The following is a 3,945-nucleotide window of genomic DNA, read 5'->3' as shown; positions in this document are numbered from 1 at the left end:
CTATTTTGCTTGATGGGCCTGAATAGGTTTTCCCGGAATACGGCAAATACCATGTTCCTGCAATGACGTCGCATTTGCTATTTCCTTTATAGGTTAATTTTCCGTCTGCTTGTTGAATGAGGGCATCATCACGGCTATTACAACCATTGTTATCGGTATCATCCCAATGCGACCAATCATCTCTGTCGTAAGCTTTTGAATAAGGGCGCTGCTGCTCGTTTGCTTCGCTTATAGCCTTATCCATTTCACTATGTTGAGAGGAATATCCTTTAGGTAATCTTCCACCACTGTCAAGGCATGACGATAGCGTCTTAAATTCAGTAAAACGCTTTGTTCTTTCAAAGAACGGTGATGAATCGTCGTGACATATACCGCTAGATGATTTCTTTACGATGTCTGCAAAACCTGACGGCATCACTAATAAAAATGCGAGGGCGAGGAAATACTTATTCATTTTCTTCTCTATCAATTAATATGTATTTTGGGTCTAAGATGCTGTCAATATCGTCATCAAACGTATCGGGGGGGATCTCATTATCTTCTAAGCGTGGCCGATGTTGAATGGTAGGACTATCTGGGCTTGATAGTTGAAAATCATTATCTTCAAAGTGGCTCTTTTGAGTATTTTCAGCCTTGATACTTGGTTCTGCCTTGTTAATCCAGATAGGTTTAAATTGATAACCCTCAACAACCGTATAAAAGTGATCTTTATTATGAGCGTCCGAGCACGCACGTTTTTTATTTCTTCCAACGATCATTACTATGCTATTTGGCGTGACGATGTCGAAGATATACTGAGCGGTAATGCCGTAGAACTCGATATGGTGATTATCAACGATGTCGGCCCATTCGCCGTTGAGTGTTTTTGTCCTTTCTTTTGTTGTGAGTGTAAATGTTGTAAACGTGATACCAGAGGGATGCTCTGATATCTGAGGGGGGGCATCAACACTACCAATAAGTTCTGTGCGAGAGTGCATACCGTGTAGTCACTTCCTTAACTGTTGTTGAGTTTCTCAATGAATGCATCCGCAGCTTTTTCTATATCCATTGTCTGCCCTAAAAATTCACTTATTTGGCTCTCGGGTATCATGACACTTGGATTAACTAACTTTGATTTTACAAGCCTAACAAACGCATTATGCCTGCCTTGCTGTTTCTTACTAAGTATACGATTCATAAACACTTCACTTCTAGCTACTAGGGTTAAATGTATTATTTTTTATAGTTTTATATTATCTCAATGCTAATTCTCGCTACTTTACTTTTAGGAGCCTGGATAAGTGCCTGTTTAATTGACGGCGTCATGATTAGATGATTATTTATGCCGTAATGAGATCAAAATTGAAAGGGTGAGTTAAGCGACAAACGGGATCTTTTTACAACTACTGAGTTTCATGCCAGCGGCGAAGATGCGATGTAAGGTTAAAAGCGGGTATTTGGTAAGCAGGAACAGTTTGTGAATTATTCTAAGAAGTGGGGGGGAAGCCCACCAGTTAATACGAACTTAGTTGCAAAGGATATTAACTGGTGGCTATCAATTTAAAAAATCAAACCATGTTCTTCTATGAGTTCATCTAGTTGCTCATCTTCATCAAATAGTGAATTGAGTGATGCTGTTTGTTCAAAGAAATTACCGACCACTGTTGGTGTACTAGTAGTGGTGGGTAGGTTTGACGTACCCGCTTCACTTTCTGGTAAATAGCACTCAGGGGGGGATACCTGCTCTGGCAAAACAATGTCACTGACAAATATAGGCTCGACTTTTTCAAAGTTTTGTTTAGGTAAAAGGTGTGCAAACTTTGGGTCAACGTCTTTTTTATTGGATAGCGCTATATGAATAGCGTGTTGCAATTCCTCTAACTCTTGCAACTCGCTTTCATGTTTAAATTGTGCATGCTGTCGCTGCTCATAGACCGCGTATGATTTAGCGATCCCGTCATAGTGAAGATTTACTCGGTTTTCCTCTTGCCATATTTCATTAAACATTTCATCAAGTGTTGCTAATACTTTGGCGGTACTCACACTTTTTTTCGAGTCGAACTTCAAGCGGCGTTGAAAGTACTCACCCTCTAGGTAAATATAGTGTTTCTTAAAATCCATTCCGACACTAACAACAAAGCCTCGATAAGTACCAAATTGTGATTTACTTCCATAGAGAGACATACCGTTTCTATTTCTAGCTAGATGTAACTCTTTTTCAAAAAGCATTTCTAGATCACAGCGGGGGCGTCGAACGCGGCGTGCCTTTTCGTTTCTATACGCGCTTGTTACATCATCCATAGAAGCTTCAAGGCGCTTTATGGTTGGTGATGATTTATCTTCCCCCTCGCTGAGTAACGCTTTTAATTCTTCCTCTATGGCCTGATATTGAGCCTTATAATCTTCAAGCGTTTTCACCTTTGCGGTTTCAGCCAATTTTAAACGTTCATCTAGCGTTTCTTGCGCAGTTGCATTGGCCGTTATTTTACCGTTACACGTCGTAAAGCTAATTATATCCTTGTGTTGAGTCGCGTTTTCAATATCCAATGCAACTAAAGCAAGCGTGTTTTGATGTTCTTTTTTGTAATCAGTGTATTTACTGACAAAATATTGCGCGTCCATGACTTCATGTTGATGCGCACGGCGTTTAGACTCTAACTGTTTTATTTTTTTATCGGTAGAAACAGCAGCTAAAATGAGGGGATTACCACTTATCGCGGCTTTTATAGATGCAAAGGTATCTTCTGATGCTTCCCCCGCTTCTTCTTCGGTGAGTACACGTTGGTGTTTCTGTGCATTTTTAAGCATGCTGATAAAACGTGCTTTGGTTTCTAGCAAACCAAATCTAAAACTATCAAGGCTTTGGTCAGTGGCATAGTTATAGACATTAATTGTGTGGTCGGGAAGGCCTTTTTCTCTTGTCTGAGCCAAAAGCAAAGAGCCTGAACGCAACCCTCGCCCAAGCCGTTGCTCGATGCCAGAGGGCGTCCAACTCATTGATTGGTCGAGGTTATGAATGGCTATAATTCTCGATTGAACATTGTATCCTGAACTTCCCTTGCTGGTGGAACTTACGAAAACACGTTTATCACCATTGTTTAATTGCGTCTCCATTTGGCGTTTACGTTGAAGCGTATTTGCATCGTGAGCAAAAACAATGTGCTTTTCCAAAACGCCGTACTTAATAAGCTTATTTTTAAATTCTTCGTACAAGTTGAGGCCACTTGCGCCGCCCGGTACACCTAAATCTATATAGACTAAGCTTACTCCTTTTACGTCGTGAGATAAGGCATAGTCTCTGGCAGTTATGGCAGCGGCAATATTAATTTTGCTGTTTTCTTCAACCTCAAAGCTAGGGTCAATGAATCGCATATCAAGACTGGCCTTTGCAGCGTCAGAAGTAATTTTAAGCATGTTATCTTCGCTGGGGTCAACATTGCCTATATTCTCAGCTCTTGCCAGAATTTGAGCCATGTATGCAGACTGACTAGGTGAGCGAGGGCACATAATCAGTTGGGGTTTCCCTCCGGTTATTTCAGGCTCATACCATGGCACTCCTTGTGCTTTACATTGTGATTTCAGATCGTCTTTTGTGACAACATAAGAAAATTGAGTAAAGAATGCTGATAGCTCTGGTAAATTGGTAAAGCTTCTGAGTCTGGTACGCTCTTTGTAAGCACCTGTTATAGATAGTTCAAACTCTGTGGTGGGTTGAGCAAACAGACTAACAAAAGTGTCTAGGTCTGATATTCCGGCTTTCTTCGCTTCATCTAGGTAGAAATACCGTAAATAGGTATAAGCTTCAACAACACTATTGGTAATGGTTGTACCTGATAGGCCTAATAACCCTCTACCATCATACTTGTTTTGAAGGTGTCTTGCTTTGAGGAATAAATCAAATGCTGCTTGGCTTCCATCAGCAGGCCCAAGGCCACCAACGCCGTTTAATTTTGATAAATACATAAG

The 3,945-nt window shown here is 40.7% G+C and carries 3 protein-coding genes and 1 pseudogene; all 4 read right to left on the bottom strand.

The features are described 5' to 3' along the window. A pseudogene (locus BIZ39_RS20665) lies at positions 1–454 on the bottom strand (HNH endonuclease); the annotation flags it as partial. After that, the gene (locus tag BIZ39_RS20660) at positions 447–977 is read right to left on the bottom strand and encodes a single-stranded DNA-binding protein (protein ID WP_187447940.1); all 531 of its coding nucleotides are present in this window, start codon (positions 975–977) and stop codon (positions 447–449) included. The gene BIZ39_RS20660 and the pseudogene BIZ39_RS20665, both read right to left, overlap by 8 nt. Before the next feature lie 17 nt (positions 978–994). Next, complete coding sequence (locus BIZ39_RS20655; RefSeq protein ID WP_187447939.1) at positions 995–1,177, bottom strand: hypothetical protein; 183 nt, start codon at positions 1,175–1,177, stop codon at positions 995–997. A gap of 362 nt (positions 1,178–1,539) precedes the next feature. Next, on the bottom strand, positions 1,540–3,945 hold a 2,406-nt coding region (locus tag BIZ39_RS20650; RefSeq protein ID WP_222936730.1), incomplete at its 5' end, for a helicase C-terminal domain-containing protein.

The sequence above is a fragment of the Alteromonas sp. BZK5 genome, assembly GCF_014349115.1.
GTDB lineage: Bacteria > Pseudomonadota > Gammaproteobacteria > Enterobacterales > Alteromonadaceae > Alteromonas > Alteromonas macleodii.
The sequence above is the reverse complement of the archived record's forward strand: the minus strand, read 5'-3'. Positions and strand labels throughout refer to the sequence as shown.

Coding starts and splice junctions, on each gene's coding strand:
- BIZ39_RS20655 (WP_187447939.1), bottom strand. CDS start 1,177: ATGAATCGTATACTTAGTAAGAAACAGCAAGGCAGGCATAATGCGTTT.
- BIZ39_RS20660 (WP_187447940.1), bottom strand. CDS start 977: ATGCACTCTCGCACAGAACTTATTGGTAGTGTTGATGCCCCCCCTCAG.